15 protein-coding genes and 1 tRNA gene are annotated in these 18,599 nt (G+C 42.8%); 5 read left to right on the top strand and 11 right to left on the bottom strand.

The window, feature by feature from the left end; genetic code table 11:
* Window positions 1–179 precede the first annotated feature (179 nt).
* Window positions 180–2,588 (top strand): ABC transporter permease, encoded by a 2,409-nt coding sequence (locus CKK33_RS04360; RefSeq protein WP_095702936.1) that lies wholly within the window; start codon window positions 180–182, stop codon window positions 2,586–2,588.
* 81 nt (window positions 2,589–2,669) lie between these two features.
* Here CKK33_RS04360 and CKK33_RS04355 read toward each other — a convergent pair whose 3' ends face one another.
* The 8 genes from CKK33_RS04355 to CKK33_RS04320 form a co-directional block, all read right to left on the bottom strand.
* Complete coding sequence (locus CKK33_RS04355) at window positions 2,670–3,827, bottom strand: NAD(P)/FAD-dependent oxidoreductase (protein WP_095702935.1); 1,158 nt, start codon at window positions 3,825–3,827, stop codon at window positions 2,670–2,672.
* 26 nt (window positions 3,828–3,853) lie between these two features.
* On the bottom strand, window positions 3,854–4,609 hold the full coding sequence (locus CKK33_RS04350) for an AraC family transcriptional regulator (RefSeq protein WP_095702934.1): 756 nt from the start codon (window positions 4,607–4,609) through the stop codon (window positions 3,854–3,856).
* A gap of 26 nt (window positions 4,610–4,635) precedes the next feature.
* Complete coding sequence (locus tag CKK33_RS04345) at window positions 4,636–5,757, bottom strand: serine hydrolase (protein ID WP_095702933.1); 1,122 nt, start codon at window positions 5,755–5,757, stop codon at window positions 4,636–4,638.
* A 4-nt stretch (window positions 5,758–5,761) separates the two neighbouring features.
* Entirely contained in the window at window positions 5,762–6,259 is a 498-nt protein-coding gene (locus CKK33_RS04340; RefSeq protein ID WP_095702932.1) for a MarR family winged helix-turn-helix transcriptional regulator, read from the bottom strand.
* A 153-nt stretch (window positions 6,260–6,412) separates the two neighbouring features.
* Window positions 6,413–6,486 (bottom strand) — tRNA-Pro (locus tag CKK33_RS04335).
* 156 nt (window positions 6,487–6,642) lie between these two features.
* Complete coding sequence (locus tag CKK33_RS04330) at window positions 6,643–9,102, bottom strand: TonB-dependent receptor (RefSeq protein WP_198952438.1); 2,460 nt, start codon at window positions 9,100–9,102, stop codon at window positions 6,643–6,645.
* Window positions 9,103–9,308: 206 nt separating this feature from the next.
* Window positions 9,309–9,986, bottom strand: a complete 678-nt coding sequence (locus CKK33_RS04325; protein ID WP_095702931.1) for an MgtC/SapB family protein — start codon at window positions 9,984–9,986, stop codon at window positions 9,309–9,311.
* A gap of 11 nt (window positions 9,987–9,997) precedes the next feature.
* Complete coding sequence (locus tag CKK33_RS04320) at window positions 9,998–11,260, bottom strand: MFS transporter (protein WP_095702930.1); 1,263 nt, start codon at window positions 11,258–11,260, stop codon at window positions 9,998–10,000.
* Between the two features lie 160 nt (window positions 11,261–11,420).
* Between CKK33_RS04320 and CKK33_RS04315 the strand changes: the two genes are divergently transcribed.
* The 4 genes from CKK33_RS04315 to CKK33_RS04300 are packed head-to-tail and all read left to right on the top strand — an operon-like array spanning window position 11,421 to window position 16,143.
* Window positions 11,421–14,735 (top strand): DUF4175 family protein, encoded by a 3,315-nt coding sequence (locus CKK33_RS04315; RefSeq protein WP_095702929.1) that lies wholly within the window; start codon window positions 11,421–11,423, stop codon window positions 14,733–14,735.
* A 1-nt stretch (window position 14,736) separates the two neighbouring features.
* Entirely contained in the window at window positions 14,737–15,162 is a 426-nt protein-coding gene (locus CKK33_RS04310; protein WP_095702928.1) for an ATP-binding protein, read from the top strand.
* On the top strand, window positions 15,162–15,587 hold the full coding sequence (gene ybeY, locus CKK33_RS04305; protein ID WP_095702927.1) for an rRNA maturation RNase YbeY: 426 nt from the start codon (window positions 15,162–15,164) through the stop codon (window positions 15,585–15,587). Before CKK33_RS04310 ends, ybeY begins: the two co-directional genes overlap by 1 nt.
* 43 nt (window positions 15,588–15,630) lie before the next feature.
* Window positions 15,631–16,143 carry a glutathione peroxidase gene (locus CKK33_RS04300; RefSeq protein ID WP_095702926.1) on the top strand — a complete coding sequence of 171 codons (513 nt, stop codon included), beginning with the start codon at window positions 15,631–15,633 and terminating at the stop codon, window positions 16,141–16,143.
* 35 nt (window positions 16,144–16,178) lie between these two features.
* Here CKK33_RS04300 and CKK33_RS04295 read toward each other — a convergent pair whose 3' ends face one another.
* From CKK33_RS04295 to CKK33_RS04285, 3 genes are read right to left on the bottom strand one after another with little or no spacing between them, the layout of a single operon-like run.
* The gene (locus CKK33_RS04295; protein WP_095702925.1) at window positions 16,179–16,976 is read right to left on the bottom strand and encodes an MlaD family protein; all 798 of its coding nucleotides are present in this window, start codon (window positions 16,974–16,976) and stop codon (window positions 16,179–16,181) included.
* Window positions 16,973–17,758, bottom strand: a complete 786-nt coding sequence (locus tag CKK33_RS04290) for an ABC transporter ATP-binding protein (protein WP_095702924.1) — start codon at window positions 17,756–17,758, stop codon at window positions 16,973–16,975. The genes CKK33_RS04295 and CKK33_RS04290 overlap by 4 nt, the downstream gene beginning before the upstream one ends.
* Before the next feature lies 1 nt (window position 17,759).
* Window positions 17,760–18,536 (bottom strand): ABC transporter permease, encoded by a 777-nt coding sequence (locus tag CKK33_RS04285; protein WP_095702923.1) that lies wholly within the window; start codon window positions 18,534–18,536, stop codon window positions 17,760–17,762.
* Between the last annotated feature and the right edge of the window lie 63 nt (window positions 18,537–18,599).

Here is an 18,599-nt window from a genome sequence, read left to right as displayed (position 1 = left end):
AATTATTCATGCTGATTAAATAATTATTAAATGATCGGACGCGATTGTTTCCGCACACCTACTGTTCGGAATCGTACAGTTTATATTTATTTACCAATATAAATAATTGATTAATAAATACTTATATACTGGCACATGTGTTGAAATGACTCTACTGATATCATTAATGTAAGCCTGTCATGCTAAAAAACTACATCCTCACCGCCTTGCGCTATTTCCGGAATAACAAGGTAACCACATTAATTAATATGCTTGGGCTGTCTGTAGGGATCAGTGCGGCACTCATCATTTTTATGATGATCCATTTTGACCGAAGTTTTGACCGCTTTGAACCTGCGCGCGAGCGTATTTACCGGGTAGTTACCGATGGTGACGGATGGAAAACTCCCGGTATACCCGTACCGTTCGCGCAGGCGCTTAAGCAGAATAGCAGCGGTATTGAAACCATTGCCCCACTTTTTGACCTTAACGGATGGAATACCAAGGTTACCATTCCCCAGGGAAGCAGCAGCCCGGATAAGGTATTTAAGAAACAATCTAATATCGCTTTCGCCGACGAGGGCTATTTCGCGATTATCCCGCATAAATGGCTTGCCGGGAAACCGGCGACAGCTTTTAATGGCCTATATAACCTGGTACTTACCCAATCAACCGCCAAAACCTATTTCCCAGACCTAACACCGGGACAGGTAGTAGGTAAAGTGGTAGTTTTTAGTGATACTTTGCGTACGACTGTTACGGGCGTGGTTGCTGACCCCGAGGCCAAGAGCGACTTTAAGGAAAACAGCTATATATCCTTAAATACTGTTTACCAAACTGGGTTAAAAAAGGCTTATCAAACAGAACAGTGGGGCAGTATCAACTCCGCCAATCAGTTATTGGTTAAACTATTACCAAATGTTTCAAAAGGGACGGTAGAGCGCCAGATAGCCGCTATATTTAAACTTAATGCAAAAAACGAAAAAGCTAAACACCTTTTGCAGCCGCTAGCCGATGTGCACTTTAACCCCGATCTTGGTGGAAGTGTTGACCCTTCGGTTATACGTAACCTTACTATACTGGCTGTTTTCCTGATACTGCTTGGCGCTATCAACTTTGTTAACTTATCTACTGCGCACGCGTCTGAACGGGCTAAAGAAATAGGGATTCGTAAAACACTCGGAAGCGATAGGAAGCAGCTTATTTTCCAATTCCTGACAGAAACATTTGTACTAACCTTCGTCACTGCTCTTTTCTCCTGCGCACTTATTCCGTTATTATTAAAAGTTTTTAGCGGCTTTATTCCGGATGGTTTAAGTGCCTCGTATTTGTTTGGCAATCCTGCTGTATGGCTGTTCTTACTGGCATTAATTACCACCCTAAGCCTTATAGCGGGTCTTTATCCGGCATTCGTGCTGTCAGCATTTAAGCCAGTTAAGGTATTAAAGGATAAACAGGTGAGCGCTTCAGGAAGTGCTTGGTTACGTAAATCGCTAATTGTATCGCAGTTTGTAATTGCCCAGGTATTTGTGATAGGAGTTTTGGTTGTAAACAAACAGCTCCACTTTGCTAAAGAAAAAAACATGGGTTTCCGTAAAGATGCTATCATTAACTTTTATGTGCCTTTTGATCTGGATAAACCCAACGCAAAAAAACAGGTACTCAAGCAGGAACTGGCAGCAATTCCTGAAATACAGGCCGTGAGTCTTGGCAACCAGTCGCCTGCCTTTAACGGCACCATGACCACGGAAGTAGATTATAAACAAAAAGGCAAGAACATTAAACTGGATGTGGCTTCGCGCAGCGGCGATACGGCCTACCTCAACGTATATAAAATTAAATTACTGGCCGGGCGTAATATTACAGTATCAGATACAGCCAGCGAACTGTTGATCAATGAAACTCTGGCCAAACAGATCGGTTTTAACCAACCGGCCGAAGCAGTAGGGCAGTTTTTGCAATTTAATGGCAATCAGCTGCCCATAGTAGGTGTAATGAAAGATTTTAACCAGGCATCCGTACGCTCGGTTGTAACGCCGCTTATTTATTTCGCGGCGCCTAAATTTGGGTATGTAATGCATGTGGCGCTACAGCAAGACCCGGCTACATGGAACCGGGCTATAGCCAAAATGACCACCGCCTGGAAAAACACCTACCCGGATATGGATTTTGACTATACCTTTTTGGATAAAAACATAGAAAAATTTTATAAAGAGGACCAGCAGTTATCGCTTTTATTGTCGTGGTCTGCAGGTGTAGCCATACTTATCAGTTGCCTGGGTATGCTGGGGTTAGTGATTTTTATGACCAACAGACGTGTAAAGGAGATTGGTGTGCGTAAAGTATTAGGCGCCTCTGTAGCGCAAATAGTTGGTTTGTTACTGGCCGAGTTTGCTAAACTACTGGTACTCGCTTTTATTGTAGCCGTTCCTATTGCCTGGTGGCAAACCAATAAATGGCTGCAAAATTTTGCCTACCATACTGCATTAAGCTGGTGGGTGTTTGCCGCTGGCGGCACATTTATTATAGCTGTCGCCTTGATTATAGTAAGTATAAGGGCCGGAAAAGCAGCTATGGCTAACCCGGCTGACAGCCTGAGAGCAGAATAACAAAAAGGGCCTTATGTTAAGGCCCTTTTTGTTGAAGTTTCGCTGGTGTATGAAAACCTATCTTAGATTAGATAAGAGATATCAATGCCCACTAAATAGGGCCAGCATCTCCTCTAAAGCATTTTCTGAATGCATGCGTTCACCGTTTTCTAATGACTCAAGAGCCGCAGCTGCGGCACGCTGACGCATATTTGTTTCGTATGCGGCTATTGCCTCAATTTGAGTTTGGTATCTATCATCAGTAAGGCACTCACTTAGTTCCAGCGCGTCAAGCATAGCCATGTTGGCGCCCTCTCCCGCAAATGGCGGCATTACATGTGCAGCATCACCTAACATGGTTAGGTTTGGCTGTGCTTTCCAGGTTTGATCTACAGGCATGCAGTAAATTAGCCGGGGGATAAAAGGCTTTTCGGCATTTTCAAATAGTGGATGCCAGATCCTGCTCCAATCAGCATATTCTTGTTTAAACCAGTTTAAAACCTGTAAATGATTATTGTAATCTGTCCCATTCGTTGCAGCCCAGTTCTCAGGTACTTTCATGCTGGCATAAAAGCCTAAATCGCCATTGCCTTTCTGGCCCATTAACAAATCTTTTCCTTTTCCGAAAGCCATAATTTTACCGCCTTTTATGACTTTATGTACATTAGGGGCATTAACCGTCGAATCAGGAACATTACCTTCCAACATGGTAATGCCGGTATAGAACGGTTTTATGTCTGTTATATACGGCCTGATCTTAGAGTTTGCTCCATCTGCGGCTATTACCAGATCGGCGTAAGCAGACCTGCCATCTTTGAAAAACAGATGCCAACCCTCGCCTTGCTTTTCCATTCGTTGAAACTGGCTATCCCACACTACCGTATTTGGGTGCAAAGATTCCAGTAATATTTTCCTTAGCGTGCCGCGGTGTATCTCCGGCCTAAAATGCGCGTGCCCAAAATTCTCTTCAGGTTTATCATGATCGCTCAGAAATACTTCGGCATGTTCATTAACAATCAGTTTTCGATCAGCCCCGGGCATAAAATTTTGTTGAAAGGCTTCTATTAGCCCCGCTTTTGTAAGCGCAGCGATGCCCGACTTCTCATGCATATCCAACGGCGAACCCTGCACACGTGCATGCTGGTCTTTATCGCGCTCGTAGACTTTTACCTCAACTTTTTTTAATTGCAAAAGCCTTGCTAAAGTGAGTCCTCCCGGCCCTCCGCCAACAATAGCTATCTTTTTATCCTTTAATAACATATTATATCAATTTTATAGGTACAAAGCTATTGTCCCTTTAAAACTGATAATAGTATAAATCGGTCGTTTTTATTGCGGGATAGTTCTTTAGGCAAAACACCGGAGAATTTCTTCACCTCTTTTATGAAGTAAGCTTGGTCTGTAAAATTTAACTCAGGGAATAGCTTGCCTTGCGCAATATGCTTTAAAGAGGCCCTGAATCGTAAAATGTTACAGTAGGCTTTTAACGACAGTCCATATTGCTGATTAAAGTAGCGATTAATTTGTCTGCTGCTCCATCCTACCTGCTCTGCCAATTCCGCAACTGGCATTTCCCCGTTTGTTTGGTAAATTAAATCAAAGAGCTTTACTTTCCTTCGGTCAACGGCTAAAGGCATGATTGTCTTGATCTTAGCGGAAACACTATGATAAAACAAGCCAAAATCGCTTAAAATATTCTTATCAAAACCCCAGTAGTTCTCTGGAAAGCTTTTGGCAAGATCTATTATATCCGCTACCTGTGTCTTAAGAATATATTCAACAGCAAGGGGCTTAAAACTCACTACAAAAGCCTTCGTTTGCGGCGGTACAAAGCGTTGCTCCGGTGCCGTTTCTAAACCAATCAGCAGCACTTGATAGGCTTGTGTACCAGCCTGCCAAAAAAACAGATCGATACGGCCGTCAGGCAGCACCACCACCTCTTTAGCGGTATCCGATTGATTATGGAACATGCCGATGTTCTCGACAAATGCTGAGATGCCCGGCTCCGGTTCAAGAAAGTTAAAGATAAAATCTGTTTTCATTGCACACTTAAATGCTACAATTCGGGTTACTTTACTTGAACGTTTGTGATCCTATCAAATATCCTGTTGGACACTTCGTTTAGCCGTCGTTGTGATTCGCCTGTCATCACATTAGTCACTAAAAATATGCCGATGCGTTTTTGTGGATAAACAGCGATCCATGATGATGTTCCAAATGTTCCTCCATTATGATATAACATTCTATTAACCGTATTAAAGTTATAGGTGTTCCAAGCATAGGCTCTGCCATATTGCTGATTGCCCGCAAGTAGCTTTTCCGCCTGCAGAATAACAGGGTCCCGGGATTCCAAGTACATTTTCATATACAATCCCATAGACGTTGCTGATGCCTTTAACCCACCCGCAAACAGATATCCTTTACTCTCTAGTGGCATAGTTTTTCCCAGGCTATCTTTGCCGTTGGCAACTTCCGTGGTTACAACATCATTCATGGCAGCAATAGTCTCCCGTTCTCCGGATCGTGAAAATATATACTTTTTTAAAAGCGTACTAAATGGCATACGGTAGGTATCTTCAAGAATATATCCCACTAACTGTACACCAGCATTGGAGTATTGATAAGTATTTCCAGAGGCGCCTTGCAAACTTAGCTTAGAGAGATTTTCAAAAAAATCTTTTTTGGTAAAAGAGTCAAAACACTTTAGCTGGTCTTGAACCGATATGCCGTTATCATTGCAATTAATGTTCATTGGCAAGCCGGCTGTATGCGTAATTAAGTGCCGAAGAGTAACTGGTTGGTTGTTGTTTAAAACAAGGTTAGGCCAGCTACCACGTAGATAAATTCTTATATCCGTATCAAGGTTGAGCTTGTGACTATAAACCGCTTGAGAGAGTAGTAGCCCTGTGTAGGTTTTGGTGATAGATCCAATTTCGTAAAGTGTTTTATTATCAGGTTTCTTGCCCCTTGCCAACATTCCTTTGTGCACCTGTATGATCTTTCCATTAATGCATACCGCGCCTGACACAGCAGAAAAATGCGGATCCGCCAGAAGCGCAGCAAGTTCTTCTTTAAGAATTTCTGTCACACTATTACCAATGTTTACTTTATGTGCTTTGTTGCCCGTTGATTTGGGGTAGCAAACATAACTCATGCAAAGGAAAAGGATGATTGATACGTTTTTAAACATAGCGTTATATTGGTTTCACGTTTTTTAAATATTCCTCTTTGAACCGGTCATAAAATGGCATTTTTTTTATCGAGGCATCTATTTTATCGAGATAAATAAATATGCCGAGGTCCGTCCCCATTGTTTGCAGGATCGCAGCTTCACAACTGTCCCAGATATTTTTAAATAATGGCATTGACCGGCGTGCTTTGGCTGACAATGACACCATTTGCCGGCGTCGGTCGCTTTCATCATCGGTGATCGTTAAATATTCTTTGTCAGACATTCTTTTTACGATCATCACCGCGGAAGGATGTGCATAACCCAGTTTTTCGGCTATGTACGAAATAGAAACACTGTGCTGATTTTCCAGCAGCATAAAAACCAAATACCAGTGAGGCTCTATGTCGATTTCTATCTCTTTATATAGTTTACGTATATCGTGCGACATCCGGTCGCTAATTCTTTTTAACCGACTATCAAGTGCTTTATAGCCCAGTTTTTTAAGGAAATCATCATTCATCTCGTTGCAAATATAAATATATAGTTGACTATATATTTATATTTAATTCTTTGAAATGAGAATTGGTATTATTTTCTTAGTACTGAACGGAATTTTAACATGGTAAGAATAAATGAAAAAGAGCATATCAAAATGTTTGATATGCTCTTTCCGTCGGGATGGCAGGATTTGAACCTACGACCTCCAGCACCCCATGCTGGCGCGATACCGGGCTACGCTACATCCCGTTTGTAATCTATATAATTTTATGTACTGTTATAAAACAGCGCTTGCAAATATAATTTATTGCGTTAAAACCGCAAATTGTAAGTAAAACCAGCATTGGTCCATATTTAAGAATGGGCCACCTTACCAGTTCTGATAAGGCAGCCATATTCAGTTCATTAAAATTTATAACTTACAGTGGTTAAGAATTGCCTTGGCGGTATAGGGTTAATACTGTAGTTCTCGTGTACATTATAGTTAAGTACATTACCAATATTGGAAAGCTTACCCATAATGGAAATTCTTTTACAGATATAACCTATTGATGCATCAACGGTAGTAAAGCTTGGTACATTAACCAGCCTTGATATGGTTTGGGTTTGCCCTACTGTATTAGCGTTACCTGCGGTACGGTTACCCAAATAATAAACCGATGCGCCTATTCTAAAACCTTTCAAATCGCCGTCATAAAACGTATAAAACACACTGGTGTTGGCGGCATGCTTTGGTGTATTTAACAAGGGCTGTCCGGCTATGTTACTGCCAACCGCTGTTCCCGTTTTAGTATATTTAGCATTAATGTAGCTGTAGCCTGCCAGCACATCAAGCCCTTTAACCGGGTGGCCTGCTATATCAAGCTCTACACCGTCGCTCCTTGTTTCGCCGCTGAGTACTTTAATATTGGTATTAATATTAGGTGTAACCCCATCGGCAGCGAATGGCGCTGTTTGGGCCAGGTTATTGTTTTTGATACGATATGCCGTTACGTTTACAGACAGTTTATCATTCAGGAAGTCGTTTTTAACACCAATTTCATACTGATCTATCAATGAAGGTGCAAGCGGTTTGTTATTGATATCCGTCCCGGTATTGGTTACAAAAGAATTGGAGTAACTGGCAAACAGCGCGGTATTGGATAAAGGTTTATAAACCACACCTACGCGGGGCGAAAACGCTTTGTCCTCTTTACCTACAGCTTGCGCCGCGGTAGCATACGTGGTGTAATTGGTAACTGTAGTTGGCGACACATATTGATATGACCAGCGAATACCTGCAAGCACTTTAACTTTTTCAGATAAACTGATGAGATCGTTAGCATATATACCGAAGCGGTTAGTAGGGGTTACAATGTCATAAAAGGGGTTCATTTGTGGTTTATCCGTACGAAGAGGGTATTTATCCAAATCAAAAATATTGATCTTATCATAAATAGCATTTTGCGGTGTATTATTCTGATCGAGATAGCTAGATACTTTGTTTACCGTTGCAACGTAGGTATAGGCATTATTGCGGTACCAGTCTGCATCGGCACCGGCCAAAATATTATGCTTTACAGCGCCTGTATTAAATTGACCGGTAATATTAAGCTGCCCGGTGTAATAATCTTCAAGTGTTCTGGCCCTGTTTAGGGTGCGTCCCCAGTCGCCATTGGCATCCGGTAACACGCGTTCTGTGGTTTGGTACGAACGGTTGAAATGCTGATAGGAGAACCCGCCACTTAACTGCCAAAGGTTATTAAGCTGGTGATTAATGGTTGCCGTGGCCGTAGTTTGCTTTGTATTCCCGGTTGACCATGATGCCCCCAAATACCGGTTACGCGGAACGTTGGCAATAACGTTATTGATTTGCCCTGTTCCAAAATCTGGTGTAAAATCGTAGTTCAGATAATCGCCTTCAACAACAATGGTTGTTTTATCGCTTATTTTGTACAGAAATGAAGGGTTAACGTATTCCCGCTCTGATTTTACATTATCGCGGTAGCTTTTGGCGTTTTCATAGGTACCATTTACGCGGTAAGCTAATTTGGAAGATATTGGGCCATAAACATCAAATGATGGACGATAAAGATCATAACTACCATAGGTCATAGATACAGAGCCGCCTTGGGTAAATAAAGGTTTTTTGGTTACCATATTCAAGATACCGCCGGGGGCCACATTACCGTACAATAATGCAGCGCTGCCTTTCAATACTTCTACACGCTCGAGCGAGCTGATCTCAGGAACAGCGCCGGAGTTAACCCTGAACCCGTTTTTAAACATATTATTACTTCCAAAATTATAGCCACGGGCACCAAAGGTTTCCTGTGTATTGCCACGGCTGCTGTATAAATACACGCCGTTTACATTCTTAATTACATCGCTTAAACGGAGCGACTGTTGCTCGTCAAGCACATCTCGGCCTATTACGGTAACACTTTGGGGCAGCTCCATTGGCGAAACGTTCATTTTACCAATACTTAACTTTTTACGGTTAATGGTTTTGGTTGATGAAACAATAACCTCGTTCAATTGGGCCGAGCTTTCGTTAATTTTAAAGCTTACTATGCTTTTTTTATTTGCTGTAACGGTTACGGTTTGCTCTTCGGGTTTACAGCCAACACACGAAGCAATAAGGGTATATGTACCCGGCTTAACACTATAGAATATAAAGGAGCCGTCATCAGACGTATTAGTACTTTTATTTAATTCTTTAATGGTAACCGTTACCAACGAAGCCGGTTTATCATCGCTGGTTTTAACAACACCGGTAATCTTGCCGTTATTCCCTTCGTCATCGGCCTTAACAATCAAGATATTTAAAAACAGGGATAAAATTAAAAGTAGGATAATGCGCAGGTAAGTATAAGAGTTTTTCATTTTCTTATTTAGATTAAGTCTAATTAAGCGCAAAAATATAAAAAGAAATTTTCCTTCCTAATATTATTTATAATTAGTTTAAATAAGAAAAGATGCTGCGCGTAGGAAAGGGTAATGTGGAAGAGAAATGTTGTTCTACCTTCAGATATCTGGGAAATACGACTTACCTAAAGCTATAAATAGTGTTTATAGCTAATCCGCTTCAATTAACGACCGAGTTCCGCTTCTTTTACGCCCGGAAGGTTGCGCATATCATGTAAAAGCGCCAGAGATGGCGTTCCTGAGGTAGCCTTCGCCATCAAAATGGTTATTGTGCTGCTATCATGCTCGCCTGCCGATATCCTTAGCTCATCCATCTTTACATGATGGTTATGCAAAACCTGTTGTATGGCACTGATATCAGTATGATGGCTTTGTATGTTGATGCGCAACGAAGTGAATTTGTTTTTGTCAAACAGTTTCTTTTCAATCGGTTTAATGGCCGCCAGAATAATGAGTACTATTACTGCCGTGGCTATTGAAGTAATGTACATTCCACCTCCGGCAGAAAGGCCGATAGCAGCGGTTGTCCATAAACCCGCGGCGGTTGTAAGTCCTTTAATTACTTTGTTCTTCATGAACAGGATAGTCCCCGCTCCTAAAAAACCAATCCCGCTAATTACCTGAGCGGCTACACGTGAAGGATCCAGCGAAACGCCCGGCTTGTTGAGCACATCTCCAAAACCATCCATAGACACCATCATGGTTAGCGCGGCGCCCACACAAACAAGCATGTGTGTTCGCAGGCCGGCTGCCCAGTCATGGCGTTGCCGCTCATAACCAATTACACCGCCAAGCAGCGCGGCAAGTAACAGTCTTAACAGGATGGCATATATAGGTATCATTAATTTATGTATTAAACAGCAGCCTGTAAATGATGTTCATCAACAGCCATTACGTTATCCTGCTGCTTTAGTTTTTCCTTTCTTAAAAAGCGGATATGCAATAAGCCTATTAACAGCGCCGCAATTCCCTCAAATAAAATCGTATCCGGCGCGCCTATCCATTTGGAAACCAACCCAACAAGCAGGCCGCCTATTGGCTGTAACCCAAAGTAGGCCATAGCATAAAAGCTGATCACACGGCCGCGCATGCCGGGTTCAACACTTGTTTGTATAAGCGTATTGCTAATGGTGATCTGCGACATCATGCCAAAACCGGCAATTGTAGCAAACACCAGCGCGAGCCAGTAAGTACTTTCATGCGAAAACAGCACCAACCCTATTCCAAATATAAGTGTATTAATGCTCAATATTTTTTTGAGGTTACTGCCACCTTTTAACGAAGCCAGGAAAATAGCACCGCTAAACGCGCCAAGTCCTATCACACTATCAATAACCCCAAAGGTGGTTGCATTTCCCTTAAACACCTCGCGGGCATAATATGGTATAAGTGTGCTAAACGGTAGTACCAGCAGGCTGATGAGGCCCAGCATCATGATCACAAAGGTGAGCGCTGGAGAGGCTTTCAGGTAGGCAAAACCTTCCTTTAACTCGCCAACAACATTTTTAGTATGCTTTTGGCCGATGTATGGCGGCAGCTTCATCAGCAGCAATGATCCCAATACGGCTATAAAGCTAACGGCATTCAGCAAAAAGCAAAAGCCATCGCCCCACATTTCCAGTACAAAGCCCGCTATAGCCGGCCCAATGAGCCGCGACAGGTTAACCATTGATGAGTTTAGCGCAAGTGCGTTGGGCAGGTCTTGCTTATCCTCAATCATCTCGTAAACTAATGACTGCCGCGCAGGCACATCAAAAGCGTTAATAACGCCCAGTATCACGCTTAGCGTAAGTATTTCCCAAACCGCGTAATGTTTAAGCAGCACCAGTACGGCCAGTATGGTAGCCTGTATCATAGAGGCAACCTGCGTGGTTAGCAGCACCCGAAAACGGTTGTAACGGTCTGATACCACCCCGCCAAATAACGATAATACAAATGATGGGAACTGGCTGGCGAACATAGTAAGCCCCAGCATAAAAGTAGAATGCGTTAACGTATAAATAACCCAGCTTACCGCTGTCTTTTGCATCCATGTACCGATGAGCGATACGGATTGCCCTGCGAAATATAACCGATAATTGCGACTGCCGAAGGCCTTGAAAGTATTAATATCCATTTGTTAGTATCTTAACGGCGAAGCGAAAGCCGCTATTGTTTTTTTATTTTACCAACTGGCGCAAAATTACCCTACTATGTCAAAATTAACGTCATGCTGGTGGCATATTAATTATTGTGCTATTTTCGTTATGTTTCTGTTAATATTACTGAGATAATATATGACCGCACCCAACAACGATGATCTGCTGATTGAGAAGGTCAATATTTTCATTCGTAAATATCATTACAACAACCTGCTGCGGGGCCTTATTTTTTTAGGTGCCGGTATCCTTTCCGCTTACCTGATTATCGCTATTACAGAATACTACGGAAACTTTAATACCTCTGTACGTACCTTATTGTTTTACTTCTTTATACTGCTTAACGTCGCGCTATTTGTGTGGCTGGTTTTACCGCCTATGCTGGCTACGCTAAGCGTAAGTAAACCTATTGACCATTTTGCTGCTGCTGAAATTATAGGCAAGCATTTTTCAAGCATTAATGATGCCCTACTGAACACCCTTCAGCTAAAACAGCAGTTAAGCCTTAACCCGCAGCACCGCGAATTACTGGAAGCAAGTATTAAACAGCGAACGGAAAAGCTCAGGCCTATCAGCTTCCCATCGGCTATTGACCTGCGCGAGAATAACCGTTACCTCAAATGGGCCATACCACCGGCGGCGGTGATCATTATTATCGCTTTTACGGCCCCGTCTGTACTTACGGAGAGTACTGCCCGGCTTATTCACCATAATACATTTTATGCACCGAAATCGCCTTTTCAATTTCAGATTAGCAACAAAGAGCTTGAGGCGGTACAGGGACAGGATCTAAAGCTTGATGTGATATTGACAGGCAATAATTTTCCGGATAACGTGTACATAGAAACGGCAGGCGCTACTTTTAAACTCGATAAAAAAAGTGTTGGCCATTTTAGTTTCCTTTTTAACAATCTGCAGCAAAACACCCGCTTCCGCTTATCCGGCAATAGGTACCTCTCGCCTATTTATGATATCAGGGTACACCCTAAGCCCGTATTACTCCATATCAACGCGCGCTTTACTTATCCGGCTTACCTGAAAAAGAGGCCTGAAGAGATCAACAATGCAGGAGACATCACTGTACCTGCCGGAACCGTGGTAGACTGGGCGCTTCATACACAAAACGCGAGCGACCTATTATTTAGCCTGAACCGGGTTACTCAACGGTTATCCCCAACAAAAAACGGCATTTTCACGCATACCGAGCGCATCCTCAAACTGGGAACTTATGCCATCATGGCAGCAAATAAAGAGGTAAGCAATAATGATTCTGCTGTTTATCGTATAAATATAATCGCGGATGAGCCGCCAACCATACAAGCCGACGAACGGCCCGATTCGGTAAGTATGAAGGCTTTATATTTTAATGGCCATATACAGGATGACCATGGCTTTTCTGCTTTAAGATTAGTATACCGCATAGGTACCGGGAAAAACATCCGCGAGGTCCGCAAACCGGTCAAAGCCGACCTAAGTGGTAATCAAAGCGCGTTCTTTTATTACTGGGACCTGCGCTCAGTCGGCCTTAATCCCGGCCAGAGTTTAAGCTATTATTTTGAAGTGGCCGATAACGATGCGGTTGCCGGTCCTAAAACAGCTCGTACGGCCGAAAAAACACTGAATATACCCGATGCCGCAGCGCTGGCTAACCAGTTAAACGCAGGCACTGCTGCTGTTAAGCAAAAAATGGCATCGGCGGTGAAACTTGCCGGGCAGGTAGAAAAAGCTGCGCAAAAGCTCAGCGAATCATTGGTAGATAAAAACACTTTATCATTTGATGAAAAAAAACAAGTAGAGGATCTGCTGCAAAAAAGAAAGGACCTGGATGCCTTAATAAAAGAAATACAGGACGATAATAAAAAGAACCTGTACAACCGGCAGGAAAATCAGCAGCAAACACAGGAGCTTTTGGATATGCAAAAACAGATTGAAAACCTGTTTAACAATGTGCTTGACGACAAAACGCGCGGCATGCTGGAAAAATTACAACAAATGCTGCAGCAGAATCAAAAAGATGATACCCGTGAAGGCCTTTCGAAAATGCAGATGGATAACAAATCGCTGAAAAAGGAATTAGACCGGATACTGGAGCTATACAAGCAGCTTGATTTTGAGCAAAAAGTAAATGAGACTGTTAACCGCCTGCATCAGCTATCGGCCGAACAGCAAAAACTGGCGGACCAAAGTAAACAAAACGGGAGCAGCGCAATTGACCTGCGGCAGCAGCAATCGCTCAACCGGCAATTCGAAGCGATAAAACAAGCCTTGGGCGAGTTAAAGAAAACAAGCGAGCTTAACGGGAACAAGCAAAACTTTAACGACACACAAAAGCAACAGCAGGAAATAAGTAAGGATATGCAACAAGGCGCTGACGGACTGAAAAATAACAACCGTAAGCAGGCATCAGATGCACAGCAGCAAGCCGCCCAGAAAATACAGCAAATGGCGCAACAAATGCAGCAAGAAGATGCCGAAGGCCAGCAAAGCGGTAATAGCATAAACACGCGCGAGTTGCGCGAATTGCTGAAGGCGCTGGTAAACAGCTCCTTCGCGCAGGAAAAAATTATGCAATCATTACGTGGCATGGGTGGTACCGACCCGGGCTATACGACTCTCGCTCAAAAACAAAAGGACATTAAAGATAACTTAAAAACAACAGAGGATAGCTTATACGCTTTAAGCAGGCGTGTGCCACAGATACAAACTTCTGTGAATAAAGAAATTGCTACGATTAACGATCATATCACCCAGGCGCTTGATGACCTGGGCGAACGCAAAACGCCTGAAGCCTTGCGAGGCCAGCAATTTGCTATGGCCGCCATGAATAACCTTGCGCTCATGCTAACCGAGGCGCTTGACCAGCTACAGAAACAAAAAAGTAAAAGTGGTAAAGGCAAGGGTAACCAGCAATCGCTTTCGCAGCTCAGCAAAATGCAGCAACAGCTTAACCAGAATATGCAGCAAGCACGTGAACAGATGCAGAAACAGGGCAATCAGCCCCAGGGCAAAAGCGGGCATGGCGGCATGAGCGAACAGTTTGCCAAAATGGCTCGCCAGCAACAACTTATACGGCAATCGTTACAGCAGCTTAACAGACAGGACAATAAAGACGGTAAAAACGGGTTAGGAAATTTAGATAAAATTTCAAAAGAAATGGAACAAACCGAGAATGATCTCGTAAACAGGAAAATAACCGATGAAGCCTTAAGGCGGCAGCAGCAAATACAAACCAGGTTGCTGGAAGCTGAAAAAGCCGAACAGCAGCGCGAGCAGGACAATAAGATAGAAAGCAAAGCCGCACAGGATATACCCCCCGGTTATATAAAAGCTTTACGAGACTATGAACAGGTTAAAGCTAAACAAACAGAACAAATAAGAACCGCCCCCCCGGCTCTTAATTTATACTATAAACAAAAAATAAAACACTACTTTGATCAACTTAATTCTAAATGATATGGAAGAGGCCAATGCTAAGGCAACAGGCGAACTATATACCCTGCAACTCCCCTCAAAAGTGGAAAGCATTTCGGCGCTTGAAGCCCTGGTAGAGGAGGTGGCAGATAAATATCAGGTAAGTGAAGATACCTTTGCCAACATGATGACCTGCCTTAACGAGGCGGCAATGAACGCTATTTTGCATGGCAACAAACTCGACGAGAAGAAGACCGTTTATGTGAACGTTGAAGCTGATAGCCGACGCATTGTATGGACCGTAGCAGATGAGGGCCCCGGTTTTAACTATAATAACCTGCCCGACCCAACCGAGCCCGACAGGCTTGAAGAGTTAACCGGTCGCGGAGTTTTTATTCTCAAGCATCTTGCAGACCAGTGTATTTTTAATGCCGCCGGCAATGAGGTTGAACTACATTTTAAAATATAATGCCGGCCATTAACTTTTTTGAAGAAGACATAGCCTATAAGCTCAAGAATAAAACAGCCGTTCGAAAATGGATAACGGATACCATTAAAGAAGAGGGCTACCAGCTTAGCGAACTTAATTACATATTTTGCTCAGATGAATATTTGCTTCAAATAAACCGCCAGTATCTCGACCATGATACTTATACCGATATCGTGACCTTTGATAATTCTGAAAAGCCGGGATTTATTGTAAGTGACATTTTTATATCGATAGAACGGATACGTGATAATGCTGAAAAGTTTAGTGTAACCGAAACGCAGGAGCTTCACCGGGTGCTTATACATGGCGCGCTTCATTTACTTGGCTATAAAGATAAAACTGCTGCCGACAAGAAAAAAATGACAGGAAAAGAAGATTTCTATCTGGCTAAAAGAAGTTTTTAATCCTATTTTTACTTAAAATTATTCATCTTCTAATAACAAAAATATGAAAGCATTTGCGCTGATACTTGCCCTGATGTTTGTAACATCGGCTCCTTCTGTTTACAGTTTTAAGCTTAAAACTATCGACGGAAAAGATTTTTCGCTTGCCAAATACAAAGGCAAAAAATTACTGGTTGTTAACACAGCATCAAAATGCGGTTTTACGCCGCAATATGCCGAACTACAAAAACTGGCCGACCAATATGCTGATAAGGTTGTTGTAGTTGGTTTCCCTGCAAACAATTTTGGTGGTCAGGAGCCTGGTACCAATACTGAGGTAAAAGAATTTTGCCAGAAAAACTATGGCGTAACCTTCCCGCTTAGCGAAAAAGTAAGCGTAAAAGGTGATGATATAGCGCCATTGTTCAAATACCTTACTTCGGCACCTAATCCTGATTTTACCGGCGAAATCAAATGGAATTTCGAGAAGTTCCTGATAGATGAGAACGGAAAGCTCATCCACCGCTATCGCTCAAACGTTAAGCCGCTTTCAGAAGAAATTACTAAAGCGTTATAAATAATAAAGGGGGGGCTGTTTAGCCCCCTTTATTATTAGTTTTTACTTGTTGCTTTATCCTTTGCCTCTTTAGCAGCCTTTTCCTTCTCCTCCTTAGCCTTTTCTTTAGCTTTCTGTATCTTTTCCAGTGAATCTTTTTTAGCCTTTTCCTTCTTCTTAAAAAAGCCCCGGAGCAGGAAGTTATGCTGAGCTGCCTTTAAGTCCTCGTTAAGTGTTGCCGTAGTTGCATGCACACCTTTCATAGTGGTTTTAGCCTGCTTAACCGTACCCTCAAGCTCCTTAGCAATTTGGTCGCTGTTCAGCAACCTGCCAATACTGCCTTTGCCACTATTTACCTTATTAACTATTCCGGCAAGGCCATCGGTTATCTTTTCGGCGTTATCGGCTATCTTGGTGAGTTTATTAATTACCTTGTCTACATCAACCGGGTTAACAGCAGTAAGCATGTTTCCATCGTTTACTTCCGTATTGCTTGATACGCCGCCGGGAGCTATCACTACCAGTTTATCGCCCATTAACCCATCACTGCCAATACTCAGCTTAGAGTCCTTTTTAATGAATTTTTTAACGCTGTTGTTCAATGTAAGATCAACTCTTACCGAGCTGTCGTTAACAATATTAATAGCATCAACCACGCCCACGTTTATCCCGGCGAAGCGTACGTTGTTACCTACCGTAAGGCCGCTAACATTTTTAAACATGCCGTACACCTTAAACGTAGAGCTAAACATACCTTTTTGGTTACCTATGTAGAATACGGCCAGGAAAAGTACCAGTATACCGGCAATGGTAAATATCCCTATCTTTATTTTTTGTGATGATGTGGTTTTCATTTGGTTTGGTTAAAAAATGATCTGATAAACTCGTCTTCAGAGTTTTCTAACTCTTCATAAGAGCCTTCTGCTATATATTCTCCATCATTCATTATCACTATTCGGTCGGCAGTAATGCGCGCGCATTCCATATCATGCGTAATAATGATGGATGATGTTTTGTACTTCTCCTGCATACGCAGTATCAATTCGCTTATCTCACGTGATGTAATCGGGTCCAGCCCAGTGGTAGGCTCATCATACAGCATAATTTCAGGCTGCATGATCAGCGTACGTGCAAGGCCCGCGCGCTTACGCATCCCGCCCGACAGGTCTGAGGGCATTTTGTCTATAGCTTCCTTTAAGCCTACTCCATCAAGCGCTTCCTCCACCAGTTTATCAATTTCGGCCTGGTCGGTCATCTTTTTAATCCTCGTAAGCGGGAATTCCATGTTCTCACGCACCGTCATAGAATCGTACAAGGCGCCACTCTGGAAAAGAAACCCTATTTTAATACGCAGCTCTTTGAGCTGTTCCTCACCCATTTGAGCTACATCATTCCCAAAAACCTTTACCGTGCCTTTATCCGGCGTAAGCATACCTACAATGCATTGTATGGTAACCGATTTACCCTGGCCGGATTTACCCAGTACAACAACATTTTCCCCTCTCTTTAGCTGCAGATTTATGTCTTTTAAAACATCCTTATTGCCGAATGATTTAGCAACGTGTGCTATATTAACCACAACCTCGCCCTTTTCTTCAGGCTTTTTTAGTTTGATATCTGTTTCTGCCGCTTCCATATTATCTGTAGAATAATATACTGGTGATCTGTACAGCAAGGGCGTCAATCACAAAAATCCATAAGGAGGCGGTTACTACGGCAGAGTTGGCCGCAAGCCCCACACTCTCAGTACCTTTATTAGAGTTATAGCCTTTATAGCAACCCACAAAGCCTATGGCAAAACCAAAAAATATGGTTTTTACTACCGCGGGTAACAGATCCATAAACTCAAGCGAAGAAATGCACTTGGTAAAATACAGTGAAAAGGATATATCATCTGTAAAGTTTAGTGCGAGGTAACCGCCGAACAAGCCGATGGCATCTCCAATAAGCGTAAGCAGGGGCACCATAAACGCGGTGGCCAGTACACGTGTAACTACAAGATATTGTAATGGATTTGCTCCCGATACTTCCATCGCGTCTATCTGCTCGGTAACCTTCATACTGCCAAGCTCCGCGCCAATGCCTGAAGCTACTTTACCGGCGCATATAATAGCTATGATCACCGGCCCTATCTCTCGTATAAATGATACGGCAAGAGTGCGTGGCAACATGCTTTCGGCACCGAGCTCCAGTAGCGATGGTCGAAGCTGCAGAATGAGCACCAGGCCCATTATAAATGATGTAATGCCCACCAGCATTAACGACCGGTAGCCTATCTCATAGCATTGGCGTACAAACTCAGACCATTCAAAGCCCCCCCTGAACAGGTTACGAAAAAAGCTGGAAAAAAATACACCCTGGTCGCCAACAGCTTCCAGCCATTTTTTATATCCGGGTATTGCCTGCTCTGCCATAAGTGTTGAAATACTTGAAGGTATTAAACAAAATATTCGCTAATTGTTTGCAGCACCGAATAT

This window comes from Mucilaginibacter sp. MD40 (assembly GCF_002288635.1).
Lineage (GTDB): Bacteria > Bacteroidota > Bacteroidia > Sphingobacteriales > Sphingobacteriaceae > Mucilaginibacter.
Note: the sequence above shows the minus strand (reverse complement) of the source record. Positions and strands in the feature narration are given on the sequence as shown.

Coding starts and splice junctions, on each gene's coding strand:
- CKK33_RS04360 (WP_095702936.1), top strand. CDS start 180: ATGCTAAAAAACTACATCCTCACCGCCTTGCGCTATTTCCGGAATAAC.
- CKK33_RS04355 (WP_095702935.1), bottom strand. CDS start 3,827: ATGTTATTAAAGGATAAAAAGATAGCTATTGTTGGCGGAGGGCCGGGA.
- CKK33_RS04350 (WP_095702934.1), bottom strand. CDS start 4,609: ATGAAAACAGATTTTATCTTTAACTTTCTTGAACCGGAGCCGGGCATC.
- CKK33_RS04345 (WP_095702933.1), bottom strand. CDS start 5,757: ATGTTTAAAAACGTATCAATCATCCTTTTCCTTTGCATGAGTTATGTT.
- CKK33_RS04340 (WP_095702932.1), bottom strand. CDS start 6,259: ATGAATGATGATTTCCTTAAAAAACTGGGCTATAAAGCACTTGATAGT.
- CKK33_RS04330 (WP_198952438.1), bottom strand. CDS start 9,102: ATGAAAAACTCTTATACTTACCTGCGCATTATCCTACTTTTAATTTTA.
- CKK33_RS04325 (WP_095702931.1), bottom strand. CDS start 9,986: ATGATACCTATATATGCCATCCTGTTAAGACTGTTACTTGCCGCGCTG.
- CKK33_RS04320 (WP_095702930.1), bottom strand. CDS start 11,260: ATGGATATTAATACTTTCAAGGCCTTCGGCAGTCGCAATTATCGGTTA.
- CKK33_RS04315 (WP_095702929.1), top strand. CDS start 11,421: ATGACCGCACCCAACAACGATGATCTGCTGATTGAGAAGGTCAATATT.
- CKK33_RS04310 (WP_095702928.1), top strand. CDS start 14,737: ATGGAAGAGGCCAATGCTAAGGCAACAGGCGAACTATATACCCTGCAA.
- ybeY (WP_095702927.1), top strand. CDS start 15,162: ATGCCGGCCATTAACTTTTTTGAAGAAGACATAGCCTATAAGCTCAAG.
- CKK33_RS04300 (WP_095702926.1), top strand. CDS start 15,631: ATGAAAGCATTTGCGCTGATACTTGCCCTGATGTTTGTAACATCGGCT.
- CKK33_RS04295 (WP_095702925.1), bottom strand. CDS start 16,976: ATGAAAACCACATCATCACAAAAAATAAAGATAGGGATATTTACCATT.
- CKK33_RS04290 (WP_095702924.1), bottom strand. CDS start 17,758: ATGGAAGCGGCAGAAACAGATATCAAACTAAAAAAGCCTGAAGAAAAG.
- CKK33_RS04285 (WP_095702923.1), bottom strand. CDS start 18,536: ATGGCAGAGCAGGCAATACCCGGATATAAAAAATGGCTGGAAGCTGTT.